General features: G+C 72.6%; 14 protein-coding genes. 8 read left to right on the plus strand and 6 right to left on the minus strand.

What is annotated here, in order from left to right:
- Positions 1-25: 25 nt before the first annotated feature.
- Positions 26-1,048: a glycoside hydrolase family 6 protein gene (locus AB0C99_RS23470; RefSeq protein ID WP_362478200.1), complete on the minus strand. Its 1,023-nt coding sequence runs from the start codon at positions 1,046-1,048 to the stop codon at positions 26-28.
- A gap of 92 nt (positions 1,049-1,140) precedes the next feature.
- Complete coding sequence (locus AB0C99_RS23475) at positions 1,141-2,139, minus strand: DUF5937 family protein (protein WP_362478203.1); 999 nt, start codon at positions 2,137-2,139, stop codon at positions 1,141-1,143.
- Between the two features lie 80 nt (positions 2,140-2,219).
- Between AB0C99_RS23475 and AB0C99_RS23480 the strand changes: the two genes are divergently transcribed.
- From AB0C99_RS23480 to AB0C99_RS23495, 4 genes are all read left to right on the plus strand, one after another.
- The gene (locus AB0C99_RS23480; protein WP_362478206.1) at positions 2,220-3,536 is read left to right on the plus strand and encodes an MFS transporter; all 1,317 of its coding nucleotides are present in this window, start codon (positions 2,220-2,222) and stop codon (positions 3,534-3,536) included.
- 9 nt (positions 3,537-3,545) lie between these two features.
- A complete protein-coding gene (locus tag AB0C99_RS23485; protein WP_362478208.1) occupies positions 3,546-4,055 on the plus strand; it encodes a MarR family transcriptional regulator in 510 nt (169 codons plus the stop codon).
- A gap of 77 nt (positions 4,056-4,132) precedes the next feature.
- Positions 4,133-4,462: a DUF3817 domain-containing protein gene (locus AB0C99_RS23490; RefSeq protein ID WP_362478211.1), complete on the plus strand. Its 330-nt coding sequence runs from the start codon at positions 4,133-4,135 to the stop codon at positions 4,460-4,462.
- 81 nt (positions 4,463-4,543) lie between these two features.
- Entirely contained in the window at positions 4,544-6,244 is a 1,701-nt protein-coding gene (locus AB0C99_RS23495; RefSeq protein ID WP_362478213.1) for a methylmalonyl-CoA mutase family protein, read from the plus strand.
- A 119-nt stretch (positions 6,245-6,363) separates the two neighbouring features.
- Here the strand turns inward: AB0C99_RS23495 and AB0C99_RS23500 are convergent, their stop codons facing one another.
- Positions 6,364-6,990, minus strand: a complete 627-nt coding sequence (locus tag AB0C99_RS23500) for a TetR/AcrR family transcriptional regulator (RefSeq protein ID WP_362478215.1) — start codon at positions 6,988-6,990, stop codon at positions 6,364-6,366.
- A 263-nt stretch (positions 6,991-7,253) separates the two neighbouring features.
- Here AB0C99_RS23500 and AB0C99_RS23505 point away from each other — a divergent pair, with 263 nt between their 5' ends.
- The 4 genes from AB0C99_RS23505 to AB0C99_RS23520 all read left to right on the plus strand — a co-directional run bounded on the left by AB0C99_RS23505 (position 7,254) and on the right by AB0C99_RS23520 (position 11,459).
- Positions 7,254-8,219 (plus strand): tetratricopeptide repeat protein, encoded by a 966-nt coding sequence (locus AB0C99_RS23505; RefSeq protein WP_362478218.1) that lies wholly within the window; start codon positions 7,254-7,256, stop codon positions 8,217-8,219.
- A gap of 578 nt (positions 8,220-8,797) precedes the next feature.
- Complete coding sequence (locus AB0C99_RS23510; RefSeq protein WP_362478220.1) at positions 8,798-9,451, plus strand: DUF6230 family protein; 654 nt, start codon at positions 8,798-8,800, stop codon at positions 9,449-9,451.
- Positions 9,452-9,583: 132 nt separating this feature from the next.
- Positions 9,584-10,165, plus strand: a complete 582-nt coding sequence (locus AB0C99_RS23515; protein WP_362478223.1) for a DUF6114 domain-containing protein — start codon at positions 9,584-9,586, stop codon at positions 10,163-10,165.
- Positions 10,140-11,459 carry a hypothetical protein gene (locus AB0C99_RS23520; RefSeq protein ID WP_362478226.1) on the plus strand — a complete coding sequence of 440 codons (1,320 nt, stop codon included), beginning with the start codon at positions 10,140-10,142 and terminating at the stop codon, positions 11,457-11,459. Before AB0C99_RS23515 ends, AB0C99_RS23520 begins: the two co-directional genes overlap by 26 nt.
- A 70-nt stretch (positions 11,460-11,529) precedes the next feature.
- On the opposite strand, the gene pyk is transcribed toward AB0C99_RS23520, so the two are convergent.
- From pyk to pta, 3 genes are all read right to left on the minus strand, one after another.
- Positions 11,530-12,960: a pyruvate kinase gene (pyk, locus tag AB0C99_RS23525; RefSeq protein WP_362478229.1), complete on the minus strand. Its 1,431-nt coding sequence runs from the start codon at positions 12,958-12,960 to the stop codon at positions 11,530-11,532.
- A gap of 74 nt (positions 12,961-13,034) precedes the next feature.
- Complete coding sequence (locus AB0C99_RS23530) at positions 13,035-14,285, minus strand: acetate kinase (RefSeq protein WP_362478232.1); 1,251 nt, start codon at positions 14,283-14,285, stop codon at positions 13,035-13,037.
- Positions 14,282-16,375 carry a phosphate acetyltransferase gene (gene pta / locus AB0C99_RS23535; RefSeq protein WP_362478235.1) on the minus strand — a complete coding sequence of 698 codons (2,094 nt, stop codon included), beginning with the start codon at positions 16,373-16,375 and terminating at the stop codon, positions 14,282-14,284. Before pta ends, AB0C99_RS23530 begins: the two co-directional genes overlap by 4 nt.
- Positions 16,376-16,385: the final 10 nt, after the last annotated feature.

The raw sequence follows: 16,385 nt of genomic DNA on the forward strand, positions 1-16,385 counted from the left end.
CGAGGAGCAGCCAGGGGCCCAGGCCCTAGCGGGCGTCCTTCGCCCGGCGGGCCAGGCCCAGCGCGTAGTCGGGCCACCAGGTACCGGCGGCCGGGCCGCCCCGGCAGGGGCCGTCCGAGTCGCCGGGCCGCTTGATCCACAGATACGCGTCCACCAGCTCGTCCCCCGTCCGGTCGGTCGGCGGCACCCCCAGCGCCCGGCCGGGCGGATTGCACCAGCCCTCCGGCCGGTCGCCCGGCAGCGGGCCGTCGCCGTTGCGGCTGGTGTCCACCGTGAAGTGGGTGCCGCCCAGCAGCCGGGAGAGCCCGGCGCCGAAGCCCCGTACGACGTCGTTGGTCTGGAAGTTGGAGACGTTCAGCGCGAAGCCGTCCGCCTGCTCGATGCCCGCCCGCCGCAGCGGCTCCACCAGCTTGTCCGGCCGCTCGATCCAGGCCGGGTTGCCCGCGTCCAGATAGACCCGGGTGCGCGGCTGCCGCTTGAACCGCCCGACCGCCTCCGCGAGCAGCGCCAGCCGTTCCTCGTGGTACTCCGCCGGGGTGCAGCCGTCCACGATGTGCGGCACCGCGTCCGGCTCCAGCACCACCACCGCCGGGGCGTCGCCGATGGCGCCCGCGAAGGCGTCCACCCAGCGCCGGTAGGCGGCGGCGTCGTGCGCCCCGCCCGCCGAGTACATCCCGCAGTCCCGGTGCGGGATGTTGTACGCCACGAACAGCGCGGTCCGCAGCTCGGGCGCCGCGCCCCGCACCGCCTTCGCCACGTCCGGTACGGGATCGTCGCCGGCCGGCCAGTCGGCGACCGGGCGCTCCGCGATGCGCTTCAGGAGCCTCGCGTCCTCCGCCCGGCCCTGCGCCTCGTACTGCCGCACCTGCCGGGCCGCGTCGCTGTCCGGGTCCACCCAGAACGGCGAACCGCCCGTGGGCGGCGCCGCCTCGCCGCGCGAGGCCGGCGGCCCGACGGGGGAGGCGGGGGAGTCCTCGGCGCCGCAGCCGCCGAGCAGCAGGGCGGCGGCGAGGGCGAGAGCGGCGGTGCGGACGGAACGACGGGACATCCGGCCCCCAGGGTCGGGATTCGGGTCGGGACAGCGGGGCGGCGTGCGAAAGCGGCGTTACAGGGCAGACCGGGGTCATCCTGACATGTCGGTCAGTCAGTCCTCGGCTGCGACACCGCCAGCGCGATCCCCAGCGCCGTCCGCTCGTACAGCACCTGGTGCCCGTACCGCCGCGCGCCCAGCAGCCCCGCCGCCCGCAGCACCGACAGGTGCGCCGACACCGACGAGGGCGCGAGCCCCAGCCGGTGCGCCAGCGCCGTCGTTCCCGCCGGCTCCTCCAGCGCGCACAGCACGTCCGCCCGGGCCCGCCCCAGCAGCCGCGCCAGCGCCTCGGGCGTCCGGTCCCGGGGCTCCGTCCACAGCGCGCCGATGCCCCGCGCCGGGTACGCCACCGTCGGCTGCCACGGCGGATCGAAGCCGCTCACCACGTCCGGCCAGGTGAACACCGAGGGCAGCAGCACCAGCCCCTGCCCGTCCAGCGCCCGCACGTGCTCCCCTCGGTAGGCCACCGTCAGCGTCGAACGCTCCTCGTCCCACGCGAAGGCCGGGTGCAGCTCGGCCAGCAGCCGCTCCAGGCCGCCCTCCGCCAGCCGCCGCGAGTGGTACGCCACATCCGCCTCCAGGAGCGCCCGCAGCCTGGGCCACTCCGGCTCCACCAGCGCCTCCCAGGCCCGCTCCAGCAGCCCCGTGAGCCGCGCCAGCGCCCCGGCGGGATCGGCCAGCATCCGGCGCCCCTCCGCGCTGTCCGCCGCCCCCGGGGTCTCCGCCAGCGCCCGCCGCACGTCGTCCAGGACCAGCGCCGGATCCGTCGCCCGGACCGCCGCCAGCTCCCGCTCGAAGGTCGCCGTCGGCCCGATCGGCGGCGGGTACAGGAAGTCCGGGCTGTGCCCCTGGACCGGCATCAGCAGGTGCAGCGGCGCCAGGTCCACCCCCGCCGCCGCCTCCCTGATCCGCCGCAGCCACGGCAGGTGGTACCCCTGCTGCCGGGGCCGGGCCAGCACCCGTACCGCGCAGTGCGTCTCCCACAGGGGCGAGATCGCGAAGCGGATGCGCAGCGGATCCGCCTCGCCGAAGTGCAGGTGGTACGGCATGGGGGCGCGCCTCCGGCCCGGAAGATTCGGCTGAGCCCGAAAGTCTAGGACCCCGGCGCCGCCGGCCGCACGCTCCTGGCATGTCCACGAACGACACCCGGGAGCCCGGCGCGGCCCCCGCGCCCGCCCCCGCCCCGCCCGCGCCCGCCGGGCCGGACCCCGCAGCGCCCGCGCCCGCGCCGCCCGCGTCCCCCGGATACGCCGCCGTCTTCGCCGTACGCGAGTTCCGCTTCGTCTTCGTCGCCCACCTCTTCTCCCTCCTCGGCGTCGTCGTCAGCGAGCTCGCCCTCACCGTCCTCGTCTACGACCTCACCCGCTCCCCGCTCCTCTCCTCCCTCACCTTCGCCCTCGGCTTCCTGCCCTACCTCCTCGGCGGCACCCTCCTCGCCGGGGTCGCCGACCGCTTCCCGCCCCGCCGCGTCCTCGTCGTCTGCGACCTCGTCTGCGCCGGCTGCGTCGCCCTGATGGTGCTGCCCGCCACCCCCGTCGCCGCCCTGCTCGTCCTGCGCTGCGCCGTCGCCGCCGTCGCCCCCGTCTTCAACGGCACCCGGATCGCCACCCTCGCCGACATCCTGGGCGAGGGCGACCTCTTCGTCCTCGGCCGCTCGCTGCTGCGGATCGTCTCCCAGAGTGCCCTCCTCGCCGGCTTCGGCGTCGGCGGGCTGCTGCTCACCATGCTCACCCCGCGCGGCGCCATCGCCGTCACCGCCTGCACCTTCCTCGCCTCCGCGCTGCTGCTGCGCCTCGGCACCGCCCGCCGCCCCGCCCGCGCCCCCGAGCGCCGCGAGGGCATCGGCGCCACCTGGGGCGTCCTGCGCGACCGCCGGATCCGCGCCCTGATGCTGCTCTTCTGGGTCCCGCCGCTCTTCTTCGTCGTGCCCGAGGCGCTCGCCACCCCCTACGCCGACGAGATCGGCGTCTCCTCCGCCGCCCTCGGCCTGCTCATGTGCGCCGTCCCCGCCGGGACCATCGCGGGCGAGCTGCTGGCCGGCTCCGCGCTCAGCGCCGCCGCCCGCGCCCGGATCGTCCACCCGCTGCTGCTCACCGGCTTCCTCCCGTTCCTCGTGTACGCGCTGCGCCCGGGGCTCGCCCTGGCCGTCGCCGCGCTCTTCGTGGCCGGGGCGGCGGGCGCGTACAGCCTCGGTCTGGACGCCTGGTTCGTCGCCGCCGTGCCCGAGGAGCTGCGCGGCCGGGCGATGACCCTGATGACCGCCGGGATGATGACGGTCCAGGGGCTCGGCATGGCGGGCGCCGGGCTCGCCGCCGAGTTCGTCCCCGTGCACGCGGTGGTCGCGGGGACCGGCGTGCTGGCGACGCTGTGCGTGCTGGGACTGGTCCTGGAGGTGAAGGCGACCGAAAGGCGAGACGCGGCTGACCGTCATATGACGGGTGGGTAAGGTCGACGCGTGCCGAAGCCGCTCAGTCTCCCCTTCGACCCCATCGCCCGCGCCGACGAACTCTGGCAGCGCCGCTGGGGGCCGGTCCCCTCGATGGCCGCGATCACCTCGATCATGCGCGCCCACCAGATCCTGCTGGGCGAGGTGGACGCGGTGGTCAAGCCGTACGGGCTGACCTTCGCCCGCTACGAGGCGCTGGTGCTGCTGACCTTCTCCAAGGCGGGCGAGCTGCCGATGTCGAAGATCGGCGAGCGGCTGATGGTGCACCCCACCTCGGTCACCAACACGGTGGACCGCCTGGTGAAGTCCGGCCTGGTCGCCAAGCGCCCCAACCCGAACGACGGCCGGGGCACCCTGGCCACCATCACGGACAAGGGCCGCGAGGTGGTCGAGGCGGCCACCCGGGACCTGATGGAGATGGACTTCGGCCTCGGCGCGTACGACGCGGAGGAGTGCGGCGAGATCTTCGCGATGCTGCGCCCGCTGCGGGTCGCGGCGGAGGACTTCGACGAGGGCTGAGCGGGGCGGGGAGCGGGCGGCGGCCGGGCGGGGACCCGGCGCAAGATCGCCCGGAACGTGCCGATACGCTCGTGGCCATGAAAGAGAATGTGCTGACCCGCTACCGGGTGATGGCCTACGCCACCGCGATCTGGCTCCTCGTCTTCACGGGCGCGATCATCGCCAAGTACGTGTTCAAGGTCGGCGACACCATGCTGATCTCGCAGATCCACGGCGTGCTCTTCATCATCTACGTCCTCTTCGCCTTCGACCTGGGGTCCAAGGCGAAGTGGTCGCTCGGCAAGCTGGTGTGGGTGCTGGCCGCCGGCTGCATCCCCTTCGCCTCGTTCTTCGTCGAGCCGAAGGTCACCCGCGAGGCCCGCGCGCGGATGGCGGACGCGGCGGCGGCCCCGGCCGTCAAGGTCTGATCCCGGGCCCGCCTCACCCCCGCACGGATGTGCGGGGGTTTCCCATCGACATTTACTAGGACGTCCTAGTAAATTTGAAGCATGGACGCTGACGCCATCGAGGAAGGCCGCCGTCGCTGGCAGGCCCGTTACGACAAGGCCCGCAAGCGCGACGCCGACTTCACCACGCTCTCCGGCGACTCCGTGGAGCCGGTCTACGGCCCGCGCCCCGGGGACACCTACGAGGGGTTCGAGCGCATCGGCTGGCCCGGTGAGTACCCCTTCACCCGGGGCCTGCACCCGACCGGCTACCGCGGCCGGACCTGGACCATCCGCCAGTTCGCCGGCTTCGGCAACGCGGAGCAGACCAACGAGCGCTACAAGATGATCCTGGCCGCCGGCGGCGGCGGGCTCTCGGTCGCCTTCGACATGCCGACCCTGATGGGCCGCGACTCCGACGACCCGCGCGCGCTCGGCGAGGTCGGCCACTGCGGCGTCGCCATCGACTCCGCCGCCGACATGGAGGTCCTCTTCAAGGACATCCCGCTCGGCGACGTCACCACCTCCATGACGATCTCGGGCCCCGCCGTCCCGGTCTTCTGCATGTACCTGGTCGCCGCCGAGCGCCAGGGCGTCGACCCGGCCGTGCTCAACGGGACGCTCCAGACCGACATCTTCAAGGAGTACATCGCGCAGAAGGAGTGGCTCTTCCAGCCCGAGCCGCACCTGCGCCTGATCGGCGACCTGATGGAGCACTGCGCGGCCGGCATCCCCGCGTACAAGCCGCTCTCGGTCTCCGGCTACCACATCCGCGAGGCCGGGGCGACGGCCGCGCAGGAGCTCGCGTACACCCTCGCCGACGGCTTCGGCTACGTCGAGCTCGGCCTCTCCCGCGGCCTCGACGTGGACGTCTTCGCGCCCGGCCTGTCCTTCTTCTTCGACGCGCACCTCGACTTCTTCGAGGAGATCGCCAAGTTCCGCGCCGCCCGCCGGATCTGGGCCCGCTGGATGAAGGAGGTGTACGGGGCGAAGACCGACAAGGCGCAGTGGCTCCGCTTCCACACCCAGACCGCCGGCGTCTCGCTCACCGCCCAGCAGCCGTACAACAACGTGGTGCGCACCGCCGTCGAGGCCCTGTCCGCCGTGCTCGGCGGCACCAACTCGCTGCACACCAACGCCCTCGACGAGACCCTCGCCCTCCCCAGCGAGCAGGCCGCCGAGATCGCCCTGCGCACCCAGCAGGTGCTCATGGAGGAGACCGGGGTGGCCAACGTGGCCGACCCGCTGGGCGGTTCCTGGTACGTGGAGCAGCTCACCGACCGGATCGAGGCCGACGCCGAGAAGATCTTCGACCAGATCAGGGAGCGCGGGCTGCGCGCCCACCCGGACGGCAGGCACCCGATCGGCCCGATGACCTCCGGCATCCTGCGCGGCATCGAGGACGGCTGGTTCACCGGCGAGATCGCCGAGTCCGCCTTCCGCTACCAGCAGTCCCTGGAGAAGGGCGAGAAGCGGGTCGTCGGCGTCAACGTGCACCACGGCTCGGTCACCGGCGACCTGGAGATCCTGCGGGTCAGCCACGAGGTCGAGTGGGAGCAGGTCCGGGCGCTCGGCGAGCGCAAGGGCCGCCGCGACGACGCGAAGGTCGCCGCCTGCCTGGACGCGATGCTGGCCGCCGCCCGGGACGGCTCCAACATGATCGTCCCGATGCTGGACGCGGTACGGGCCGAGGCCACGCTCGGCGAGATCTGCGGCGTGCTGCGCGAGGAGTGGGGCGTCTACACGGAGCCGGCCGGCTTCTAGGCGCCGTCCGGGCCGTCCGCGCCGTCCGCGCCGTCCGGGCCGCCGCGCGCCGGAGCGCCCCCGCACCACGGTGTGCGGGGGCGCTCCGGCGTGTCCGGCTGCCGCCCCGGCGCGTTCCGCTACTGCTCCGCCGTCGCCGCCAGGCCGCCGAGGAGGAGGGCGGTCAGGCGGCTCACCCAGGGCTCGTCGACCGGCTCCGCGCTGACCAGCGCCCGGTGCACCACCGCCCCGGCGACCACGTCGAAGATCAGGTCGTCGATGGCCGCCACCGCCAGCGGGTCGCGCTCGCCGGGGAGTTCGCCCCGCTCCTGGGCGCGCTGCCGGCCCGCCAGGACCAGCCGCTTCTGCCGGTCCACGATCGAGCCGCGGATGCGCTCGCGCAGCGGCTCGTCGCGGGTGGACTCGGCGACCACCGCCATCAGGGCCGTCTTGGTCTCGGGGCGCTCCAGGAGCGCCGCGAACTGGAGCACCACATGGGCGATGTCGGCCTGGAGGGAACCCAGGTCGGGGAGTTCGAGTTCGTCGAAGAGGACGGCGACGGCGTCCACGACGAGTTCGTTCTTGTTGGCCCAGCGCCGGTAGAGGGTGGTCTTGGCCACCCCGGCCCGGGTCGCGACGTCGCCCATCGTCAGCTTGGACCAGCCCAGCTCCACCAGGGCCGCCCGGGTCGCCTCCAGGATGGCCGTGTCGGCCTCGGCGGAACGGGGGCGTCCGGATCGGGCGGGGGAGCGGGGGCGGCTGCACATGGGGCCCGACCATACCCGCCGGTAGGTATTGCGCCAGGGGGCCGCGATGTGAGCCAGTTCACCCCCCGCTCCACCCCGCGTTCCGGGCCCGAGGATTACGCTACGACCCGTAGCGAAAGGCTTTTCAGGGGCCGGCTCGCGACAACCACGGCGCCGGGTGGGGACCCGGCGTGAACGGACAGCGATCCGTGCCGCCCCGCCCCGGACGGCACGGATCAGCCATGGCTTACCGGTTACGCGCGCGGAGGGGGGAGGATGTACCCATGCAGCCCCGAAACATGTCCATGAGCGGCGTCGTCGACCTCGCCGCGGTGAAGGCGGCCGGAGAGGCCAAGGCGAAGGCGGAGCAGGCGCGCGCCGAGGCCGCCCGGCAGGGCGGGACGCCCGCAGTGGCGCCCTCCGCCCTGGTGATCGACGTCGACGAGGCGGGCTTCGAGCACGACGTGCTCCAGCGCTCCGCCGAGGTCCCGGTCGTCATCGACTTCTGGGCCGAGTGGTGCGAGCCCTGCAAGCAGCTCGGCCCCCTCCTGGAGCGCCTGGCCGTCGAGTACAACGGGCGCTTCCTGCTCGCCAAGGTCGACGTCGACGCCAACCAGATGCTGATGCAGCAGTTCGGCATCCAGGGAATTCCGGCCGTTTTCGCGGTGGTCGCCGGTCAGGCGCTGCCGCTCTTCCAGGGCGCCGCCCCCGAGGCCCAGATCCGCGAGACCCTCGACCAGCTCGTCCTGGTCGCCGAGGAGCGCTTCGGCCTGACGGGCATCCAGGTGGACCCGGCGGCCGAGGGCGCCGAGCCCGCCGCCGCGCCGGTCGGCCCGTACGACGCCCTCCTGGAGGCCGCCATGTCCGCGCTGGACGCGGGGGACATGGCCGGTGCCGTCCAGGCGTACAAGAACGTGCTCGCGGACGACCCCGAGCACCCGGAGGCGCGCCTCGGCCTCGCCCAGGCCGAACTGCTCGCCCGGGTGCAGTCGATGGACCCGCACGCGGTGCGCAAGGCCGCCGCGGACGCCCCCGGTGACGTCGCCGCGCAGATCGCCGCCGCCGACTTGGACCTGGTGGGCGGTCACGTCGAGGACGCCTTCGGCCGGCTGATCGACGCGGTCCGCCGGACGGCCGGCGAGGACCGGACCGCGGCGCGGCTGCGGCTCCTCGAGCTCTTCGAGGTCATCGGCGCCGACGACCCCCGGGTGACGGCGGCCCGGCAGGCCCTGGCGAGGGCCCTGTACTAGCCCGGATCTCCAAATCACCCCGTGCGGACGGGGACGATTTGGCGACACGGTGACAAACGGCGACCGCGCTTTACCAAAACTTGGTAATCGCGGTCGCTGTTACTTGCAGTAAATCGAACCCGGATTTCTGTCCGGGTTTCTTCCTTCTCCTCGTCTTTTGTCCCGTCACATGGCGGCACCCTGCGTGCCGGTTCGGCGGCTGCCCGTCGGGCTCCGGTTATCTGGCCGTTACTAGCGAGTAACGAACCCCCTTGTGCGGGCGCTCCGAATGGACCACGATCGGCCACGCTCGGTCCGATGCCGCACCAGTGGCAGCGGGTCCCCACCGGGCGGGCCGGCGGCGGTGCCGTCGGCCGTGGACAGGGGGGTTCCTGCTCTGACCGGCAGGGCCTGTCCAATCCGGCCGCGCGCACGGCGTGGCCAGTGGTTGTCGCTCGGGGGTGACCGCCGGTGATTCGGACGCGCGTCGTGCCGCCTGAGCCCTCGGCGCTCCCCTTCCCGAGGACGTAACGCTTCTCCCATCCCAGGACGGGCCCGGGGCCCATCCTGAGATGTACGTCCGAGAAGGAGGAATTCTCATGAAGTCCCAGGTTCGTGGCGGGACCAGATGGAAGCGGTTCGCCGTCGTCATGGTGCCGAGCGTGGCCGCGACGGCCGCGATCGGTGTCGGCCTGGCCCAGGGCGCGCTCGCCGCGTCCTTCAGCATCTCCGGCCAGGAGTTCAAGGTGAAGGCCGACACCCTCGTCGGCAAGGACTTCGTCCAGTACGGCAGCGTGGACGGCGGCAAGGACCTGGAGGGCAAGGACTTCGCGGCTCCGGTCGCCGTGTCCGGCTTCTCCGAGGCATGGATCAGCAACATGTGCCAGTCCGTCGTGACGCCGAACGTCCCGTTCGTCGGTGACGTGACGCTGGTGCTGAAGGCCGGCACCGAGGACAAGAAGCCGGTCTACGCGAAGGACATCTACCTCGATGTCTCCGAGCTGAAGGCCGACGCCGAGTTCGGCAACATCGACATCGGTGTCGCCGCCGGCAAGCTCGCCAAGGCGGACGGCAAGCCGGGCATCCAGCCGGGCACCAAGGCCAACCCGTACGGCTTCGGCCAGCGCGCGGAGGACGCCAAGCTCAGCGACGTCCACCAGAAGGCGTGGGCCACCACGGCCGCCACCTTCAAGCTGCCGAACCTCGACCTTTCCCTGAAGCGGGGCAAGGGCGCCGGGGTCGAGTGCTACTGATGCCGAGGTCCGTCCAGGACTGACGTATCCAGGGTGCGGGGCCGTCCCGTACGGCCACGGCCCCCACCCGTTTGGCAGCGCGCCCCCCTCACCACCTTCTTTCAGCACCACCGCTTCCAGGGAGCTGTTTCCATGAGCGCCGAGTCCACTGCTTCCAGCGGAGTCCCCCACGACAACCGGTTCAAGGTCTGGCGGCAGACCCGGCCCTTCTGGGCGGGCCTGTTCACCATGATCGGCGGCGTACCGATCGCCTACCTCCCGTACGGGGACATGCGGCTCGGCAACGTCACGCTCGCGATGAAGACGACGGCCGGCGCCGGCGCGCTGATCATCGGCGTCCTGCTCATCACGCTCGGCCTGACCATGTGGTTCCAGCCCCTCGTCCGGGTCTTCTCGGGTGTCGCGGCGATCGTGCTCGCACTGGTCTCCATCCCCGTGTCGAACTTCGGCGGACTCGTCATCGGCTTCTTCTTCGCCCTCGTCGGCGGCGGGATGTCGGTGGCCTGGGCCCCCGCGCCACCGCCCCGCGAACCCGAGGCGGACACCGCGCGGCAGGAGCCCGCGGACCGGTACGAGGCGGCCACGCCGGACCCGTACGCGCACACGCACACGCACGACGGCACGACGCAGCCCGTGATCCCGCAGCAGGGTCCCGCGGCGTCCGCGGCCGAGACGACGATCGAAGCCGATGGCGGGAGGAACAGTGCGGGGTGACGAGACACAGCCGGCGGCACCGGCGCCGGGAGGACCGCGCCACGCGGCCCCGCGCAAGTCGCTGCTGAACAAGATCCACGTCCCCGCGGGCAAGGCGATGGCCCTCGCGGCCATGCCCACCGCGGTGCTCGTCGGCATGGGCCTCACACCCAGGCTGGCCCTCGCCGACGACAAGGACATCCCCTTCGCGCCCGGCCCGTGCGTGACCCGCTCGGACGAGCCGACCACCGGGCCGAGCAGCACGCCGGACGCGAGCGAGAGCCCCGACCCGACGGCGAGCGCGAGCGAGGGCGCCGACTCCACGGCGAAGCCCGGTCCCGGCGCCACCACCCCGGCGCCGACCGCCACCGGCGACGCCGGAGCGCCCGCGCCGGACGCCACCCGGTCGCCCGCCGCCAAGACGACGACGGCCCCGCCCGCGCCGGTGCCCACGCCCACGGCGACCAAGTCGGTCAACCCGCTCGACCCGCTGGGCCTCGGCGACGCGCTCAAGGACCTGTTCGGCGGCGCGGGCAAGACCACCGCGCCCGCCCCGGGCCCGACCGCCACCACCTCCCCGGCCGCGCCCGCGCCGACGGCGACCGCCACGGACGCCCCGAAGCAGACGCCCCCGCCCAAGACGGGCACGGGCGGCACGGGCACCGGCGGCAAGGGCGATTCGGCCGCCGACAAGGAGACCGAGAAGACCAAGGCCGCCATCAAGGCCGCCGCCGACAAGGCCGGCGCGAAGACCGAGGAGCTGCCCGAGTCCGCCAAGGGCCTCGACGCCAAGAAGGACGAGGACATCCCCGAGGGCGCCAAGCCGCGCTTCCCCTGCCCCGAGCCCGACCCGCAGGCCCTCGCGGACGCGCGGCTGGAGCCGGGCATCCCGCTGCTGCCGGACGAGCCGTGGCTCCTGGAGACCTCGCTGCTCACCCTGCGCGGCCTGGACTACAAGGGCATCGTCGAGGTGAAGACGGGCAGCGGGAAGACCAAGAAGGTCCTCAAGTTCACCGCGGACGAGGTGGACATCAAGGACCTGCACCAGCTCACCGCGCACTCCGACGGCTACACCGGTCACGTCCGCTCCGACAGGGGCTCGACCTCGACCATCCGCAAGGGCACCGTGACCATGTACACCGAGCAGCTGAAGGGCAACCTCTTCGGCATCATCCCGGTCACCTTCAGCCCCGAGAGCCCGCCGCCGCTCAACGTCCCCTTCGCGTTCTTCTCGAACGCCAAGGTGACCCAGGCGGGCCAGTTCGGCGGCACCCTCAAGGTGCCGGGCCTGCGCAACACCGTGGAGCGCAGCTGAACAGCCGCGCACCCGCACACGACGGAGCCCCCGTCCCTCCTTCCGGAGGGACGGGGGCTCCGTCGTGACGTCAGTCGCGCTCGCCGCCGCCGAGGTGGTGCACCCGGACCATGTTGGTGCTGCCCGGGATGCCGGGGGGCGAACCGGCGGTGATGATCATCGTGTCGCCGGCGTTGAAGCGCTGGAGCTTCAGCAGCTCGGCGTCGACCAGCTCGACCATGGCGTCGGTGGTCTCCACGAACGGCGTCAGGTGCGCCTCCACGCCCCAGCTCAGGGTGAGCTGGTTGCGGGTCGACTCGTCCGTCGTGAACGCGAGGATCGGCTGGGCCGCGCGGTAGCGGGACAGCCGGCGGGCGGTGTCGCCGGACTGGGTGAACGCGATCAGCGCCCGGCCGTCCAGGAAGTCCGCGATCTCGCAGGCCGCGCGGGCGACCGAACCGCCCTGCGTGCGCGGCTTCTTGCCCGGGACCAGCGGCTGGAGGCCCTTGGAGAGGAGCTCCTCCTCGGCCGCGACGACGATCTTCGACATCGTCTTCACGGTCTCGATCGGGTACGCGCCGACCGAGGACTCGGCCGACAGCATGACCGCGTCCGCGCCGTCCAGGATCGCGTTGGCGACGTCGCTCGCCTCGGCGCGGGTCGGCCGGGAGTTGGTGATCATCGACTCCATCATCTGGGTGGCGACGATGACCGGCTTCGCGTTGCGGCGGCACATCTCCACGAGGCGCTTCTGCACCATCGGGACCTTCTCCAGCGGGTACTCCACCGCGAGGTCGCCGCGCGCGACCATGACCGCGTCGAAGGCGTCGACGACGGCGGCCATGTTCTGGACCGCCTGCGGCTTCTCCACCTTGGCGATGACGGGGACCCGGCGGCCCTCCTCGTCCATCACCTTGTGGACGTCCTTGACGTCGTTGGCGTCGCGGACGAAGGAGAGCGCGACCATGTCGCAGCCCATCCGCAGCGCGAAGCGCAGGTCCTCGACGTCCTTCTCGGACAGGGCCGGGACGTTCACCGCCGCGCCGGGCAGGTTGATGCCCTTGTGGTCGGAGATGACACCGCCCTCGATGACGACGGTCTTGACCCGCGGGCCCACGACCTCGACGACGCGGAGCTCGACGTTGCCGTCGTTGATGAGGACCTGGTCGCCCTTGGACACGTCGCCGGGCAGGCCCTTGTACGTGGTGCCGCAGATGGACTTGTCGCCCGGGACGTCCTCGGTGGTGATGGTGAACTCGTCACCGCGCACCAGCTCGACGGGGCCCTCGGCGAAGGTCTCCAGACGGATCTTGGGGCCCTGGAGGTCGGCGAGCACGCCGACCGGGCGGCCGGTCTCCGCGACAGCGCGGCGGAGGCGGTCGTACCGCTCCTGGTGCTCTGCCTGGGTCCCGTGGCTCATGTTGAAACGGGCCACGTTCATGCCGGCCTCGATGAGAGCCTTCAGCTGCTCATAGGAGTCGACGGCGGGGCCCAGCGTGCAGACGATTTTGGAACGGCGCATGGAGCTGATCCTATCGGTTTGTTTCACGGCGGAATATTCCGTCTGGTGGAAAGTACAAATGGGCGGGGGGTCGCTCAGGCGTTCACTTCGCCGAGCGCCGTTCCCCGCACGAGCGCGTAGCTCTGCTGGGCGATCTCCAGCTCCTCGTCGGTGGGCACCACGGCCACCGCCACCCGGGCGTAGACCGGCGAGATGATCCGGGGCTCGTCGGAACGTACGGCGTTGAGCTCGGCGTCCACCGCCAGGCCCAGTTCCTCCAGTCCGGCGATCGCGGCCTCGCGCACCGGGGCCGCGTTCTCGCCGACCCCGGCGGTGAACGCGACCGCGTCGACCCGGCCGAGCACCGCGTAGTAGGCCCCGATGTACTTCTTCAGCCGGTGTACGTAGATGTCGAAGGCGAGCGCGGCCCGCTCGTCGCCCTCGTCGACCCGGCGCCGGATCTCCCGCATGTCGTTGTCGCCGCAGAGCCCCACGAGCCCGGACTTCTTGTTGAGCAGGACGTCGATCTCGTCCGCCGACATGCCCGCCACCCGCTTGAGGTGGAAGGTGACCGCCGGGTCGATGTCGCCCGAGCGGGTGCCCATGACCAGGCCCTCCAGCGGGGTGAGCCCCATGGAGGTGTCCACGCAGCGCCCGCCGGCCACCGCGGAGGCGGAGGCCCCGTTGCCGAGGTGCAGGACGATCACGTTCACCTCCTCGGGCGCCTTGCCGAGGAGCTTCGCCGTCTCGCGCGAGACGTACGCGTGGGAGGTGCCGTGGAAGCCGTAGCGGCGGATGCGGTGCGCGTCCGCGGTCTCCACGTCGATCGCGTAGCGGGCCGCCGACTCCGGCATCGTGGTGTGGAACGCCGTGTCGAAGACCGCCACCTGCGGCAGGTCCGGGCGCAGCGCCTGGGCCGTGCGGATGCCGGTCAGGTTGGCCGGGTTGTGCAGCGGGGCCACCGGCACCAGCCGCTCGATCTCGGCGAGCACCTCGTCGTCGACGACCGTCGGCGCGGTGAAGCGGAGCCCGCCGTGCACCACCCGGTGGCCGATCGCGGCCAGTTCGGGGGAGTCCAGGCCGAGGCCGTCCGCCGCCAGCTCCTCGGCCACCGCCTTGAGCGCCGCCGCGTGGTCGGGGATCGGGCCGTTCTTCTCGCGCTTGGCGCCGCCGCCGCCCAGCAGCGGGGTGTGCGCGAGCCGCGAGGTCTCCTCGCCGATCCGCTCGACCAGGCCGACGGCCAGCCGGCCGCCGTCCTTCATGTCGAGCAGCTGGTACTTCAGCGACGAGGAGCCGGAGTTGAGGACGAGGACCCGGGTCGGGGCCGGGCTGGGGGTGCTGGTCATGCGGGGAGCTCCTGACCCTGGGCGGGGTTCTGGGACTGGATCGCCGTGATGGCGACGGTGTTGACGATGTCGCTGACGAGGGCGCCGCGCGAGAGGTCGTTGACCGGCTTGCGCAGGCCCTGCAGGACCGGTCCGACGGCGACGGCGCCGGCCGAACGCTGGACGGCCTTGTACGTGTTGTTGCCGGTGTTGAGGTCCGGGAAGATCAGCACGCTGGCCTGGCCCGCCACCGCGGAGCCGGGCAGCTTGGTCGCGGCCACGGAGGGCTCGACGGCGGCGTCGTACTGGATCGGGCCCTCGATCCGCAGCTCCGGGTGGCTCTCGCGGACCAGCTTGGTGGCCTCGCGGACCTTGTCGACGTCGGCGCCGGAGCCGGAGGTGCCGGTGGAGTAGGAGAGCATCGCGATCCGCGGGTCGACGCCGAAGCGGGCGGCGGTGGCGGCGGACTGCACGGCGATGTCGGCGAGCTGCTCGGCGTTCGGGTCCGGGTTGACGGCGCAGTCGCCGTAGACGAGGACCTTGTCGGCCAGGCACATGAAGAAGACCGAGGAGACGATCGAGGCGTCCGGCTTGGTCTTGATGATCTCGAAGGCGGGCCGGATGGTGGCGGCGGTGGAGTGCACCGAGCCGGAGACCATGCCGTCGGCGAGGCCCTCCTGGACCATCAGGGTGCCGAAGTAGTTCACGTCCGACACCACGTCGTACGCCAGCTCCACGGTGACGCCCTTGTGGGCGCGCAGCGCCGCGTACTTCTCGGCGAAGGTGTCGCGCAGCTCGGAGGTCTGCGGGTCGATCAGCTGGGTGTCGCCGAGGTCCACGCTGAGGTCGGCGGCCTTCTTGCGGATCGTCTCGACGTCGCCCAGCAGGGTGAGGTCGCAGACGTCGCGGCGCAGCAGCACGTCGGCGGCGCGCAGCACGCGCTCCTCGGTGCCCTCGGGCAGCACCACCCGGCGCCGGTCGGCGCGCGCCTGTTCGAGCAGCTCGTGCTCGAACATCATCGGGGTGACCCGGCCGCTGCGGGCGACGGAGACCCGGCGCAGCAGGTCGGCGGTGTCGACGTGCCGCTCGAACAGGCCGAGCGCCGTCTCCGCCTTGCGGGGCGTGGTCGCGTTCAGCTTGCCTTCGAGGGCGAAGAGTTCGGCGGCGGTGGGGAAGCTGTTGCCCGGTACGGAGATGACCGGGGTGCCGGGCGCGAGGCGGGCGGCGAGGGTGAGGATCTCGTCGCTGGGGCGCTCGTTGAGGGTGAGCAGCACGCCGGCGATCGGCGGGGTGCCGGCCGAGTGCGCGGCGAGCGCGCCGACGACCAGGTCGGCGCGGTCGCCGGGGGTGACGACCAGGCAGCCGGGGGTCAGCGCGTTGAGGAAGTTCGGCAGCATGGCGCCGCCGAAGACGAAGTCGAGGGCGTCGCGGGCGAGCCCGGCGTCGTCGCCGAGGACCACGGAGGCGCCGAGCGCGTGGGTGATCTGGGCGACGGTGGGCGCGGCGAGGGCCGGCTCGTCGGGCAGCACGTAGCAGGGCACCGGCAGGCGCGCGGCGAGCCGTTCGGCGATGACCGCGCGGTCGTCGCCGGCCACCCGGTTGACGATCATCGCGAGGACGTCGCAGCCGAGCCCGTCGTAGGCGCGGAAGGCGTTGCGGGTCTCGGCCCGTACGGACTCGGCGGTCTGGCCCTTGCCGCCGACGACCGGTATCACCGAGGCGCCGAACTCGTTGGCGAGCCGGGCGTTGAGCGCCAGCTCGTCGGGGAGCTGGGTGCCGGCGAAGTCGGTGCCGAGGACGAGGACGACCTCGTAGTCGCGGGCGACGGCGTGGAAGCGGTCGACGAGCCGGGAGACCAGCTCGTCGGTGCCCCGCTCGGCCTGGAGGTCGCTGGCCTCGTGGTAGTCCATGCCGTAGACGGTGGAGGGGTCCTGGCTGAGCCGGTAGCGGCTCCGCAGCAGGTCGAAGAGGCGGTCGGGTCCGTCGTGCACCAGCGGACGGAACACCCCCACCCGGTCCACCTGGCGGGTGAGGAGCTCCATGACTCCCAGCTCGACGACCTGACGGCCGTCCCCGCGGTCGATCCCGGTCACGTACACGCTGCGCGTCACGCCGTCGTCT

The organism is Streptomyces sp. NPDC048659 (assembly GCF_040650575.1).
GTDB lineage: Bacteria > Actinomycetota > Actinomycetes > Streptomycetales > Streptomycetaceae > Streptomyces.

Coding starts and splice junctions, on each gene's coding strand:
- AB0C99_RS23495 (WP_362478213.1), top strand. CDS start 4,544: ATGGACGCTGACGCCATCGAGGAAGGCCGCCGTCGCTGGCAGGCCCGT.
- AB0C99_RS23530 (WP_362478232.1), bottom strand. CDS start 14,285: ATGACCAGCACCCCCAGCCCGGCCCCGACCCGGGTCCTCGTCCTCAAC.
- AB0C99_RS23520 (WP_362478226.1), top strand. CDS start 10,140: ATGGCGGGAGGAACAGTGCGGGGTGACGAGACACAGCCGGCGGCACCG.
- AB0C99_RS23515 (WP_362478223.1), top strand. CDS start 9,584: ATGAGCGCCGAGTCCACTGCTTCCAGCGGAGTCCCCCACGACAACCGG.
- AB0C99_RS23505 (WP_362478218.1), top strand. CDS start 7,254: ATGCAGCCCCGAAACATGTCCATGAGCGGCGTCGTCGACCTCGCCGCG.
- AB0C99_RS23490 (WP_362478211.1), top strand. CDS start 4,133: ATGAAAGAGAATGTGCTGACCCGCTACCGGGTGATGGCCTACGCCACC.
- AB0C99_RS23470 (WP_362478200.1), bottom strand. CDS start 1,048: ATGTCCCGTCGTTCCGTCCGCACCGCCGCTCTCGCCCTCGCCGCCGCC.
- AB0C99_RS23480 (WP_362478206.1), top strand. CDS start 2,220: ATGTCCACGAACGACACCCGGGAGCCCGGCGCGGCCCCCGCGCCCGCC.
- pyk (WP_362478229.1), bottom strand. CDS start 12,960: ATGCGCCGTTCCAAAATCGTCTGCACGCTGGGCCCCGCCGTCGACTCC.
- AB0C99_RS23510 (WP_362478220.1), top strand. CDS start 8,798: ATGAAGTCCCAGGTTCGTGGCGGGACCAGATGGAAGCGGTTCGCCGTC.
- AB0C99_RS23500 (WP_362478215.1), bottom strand. CDS start 6,990: ATGTGCAGCCGCCCCCGCTCCCCCGCCCGATCCGGACGCCCCCGTTCC.
- AB0C99_RS23475 (WP_362478203.1), bottom strand. CDS start 2,139: ATGCCGTACCACCTGCACTTCGGCGAGGCGGATCCGCTGCGCATCCGC.